The organism is Sphingomonas faeni, assembly GCF_023195535.1.
Classification (GTDB): Bacteria; Pseudomonadota; Alphaproteobacteria; order Sphingomonadales; family Sphingomonadaceae; genus Sphingomonas; species Sphingomonas faeni_B.
In genome coordinates, this window is the sequence record NZ_JALPNF010000028.1 from 1 (window position 1) to 1,248 (window position 1,248).

Annotated in this window: 1 protein-coding gene; it reads right to left on the reverse strand. The window is 64.9% G+C overall.

Annotated features, from left to right (window positions below; genetic code table 11):
- Positions 1–18: 18 nt before the first annotated feature.
- Positions 19–1,184 (reverse strand): IS3 family transposase gene (locus SPHN_RS18325; RefSeq protein WP_156347626.1). Its coding sequence is split into 2 segments (ribosomal slippage): positions 19–932 and positions 932–1,184, totalling 1,167 coding nucleotides; the frame shifts between segments, so codons are not numbered across the junction.
- Between the last annotated feature and the right edge of the window lie 64 nt (positions 1,185–1,248).

Consider the following 1,248-nt stretch of genomic DNA (forward strand, 5'->3'; position numbering starts at 1 on the left):
TGACGTGACCCCCGCCTTTCATCCAGCTGCGACCAGAGACCGACCGTTGTTGTCGCGCAGGAGCGCGGGTGAAGCAACGGTCAGGTTTAAACCCGACCGTTGCTTTTCGAGTTCTGCGGCGAAGGCGGCCGGTGTGGCGTAGCCGAGCGAGGAGTGTGGCCGCTCTGTGTTGTAGTCCTCGACCCAGCGGGCGAGGATCGTGCGCGCCTGGCGGACCGTAAAGAACAGCGTCTCATTGAGTAGCTCGTCGCGCATGCGACCGTTGAAGCTCTCGACGAACCCGTTCTGCGTCGGTTTGCCCGGAGCGATATAGTGCCACTCGACGTCGGCATCGCCCGACCACGCCAGCACCGCGTTTGAGGTCAACTCGGTGCCATTGTCGCTGACGATCATCTTGGGCGCGCCACGCTCGGCGATCAGGTCGCCCAGCTCGCGCACCACCCGCTTGCCCGAGATTGACGTGTCGAGCACCGCCCGCAAACACTCCCGGGTCACGTCGTCGACGATGTTGAGGATACGGAACCGCCGCCCCGTGGCCATCTGATCATGAACGAAGTCCAGGCTCCAGCGCTGGTTGGGTAGCGCCAGCACCGGCGCAGGTGCCCGCGCGCCGACGGCGCGCTTTCGTCCCTTCCGGCGACGGACTGTCAGACCTTCCTCGCGGTAAAGCCGCTGTGTCTTCTTGCGGTTGATCGTGATGCCCTCCCGCCGCAGCAGGATGTGCAACCGCCGATAGCCGAACCGTCGGCGCTGCTGCGCCAGCTCGCGCAGACGCGACCGAAGGTCGCCATCATCTGCCCGGCTTGAGCGATACCGCATGCTCGTGCGATCCGCCCCGACGACAGCACACGCCCGCCGCTCGCTCATCCCCAGCGCCGTCTGGAGATGCGCGACCGCTTCCCGCTTCGCGGCGGGCGTCACCATTTTTTTGCCAGCAGGTCCTTCAGACCTGCGTTGTCCAGCATCGTGTCCGCGAGCAGTCGCTTGAGCCGGGCGTTCTCCTCCTCGAGCGCCCGCAGCCGCTTCGCATCGGACACCTCCAAGCCGCCGAACTTGGCTTTCCAGGCGTAATAGGTCGCGCTCGACATCCCGTGCCGCCGGCACAGATCCGTCACCACCGCACCAGCCTCGGCCTCCTTCAGGATGCCGATGATCTGCTCTTCCGAAAACTGCTTCCGCTTCATCTGTCCGTCCCTTTCCGGGGTCGGACTCTAGCTCCAACTGGAGGAAAAAACGGGGGTCACGTCA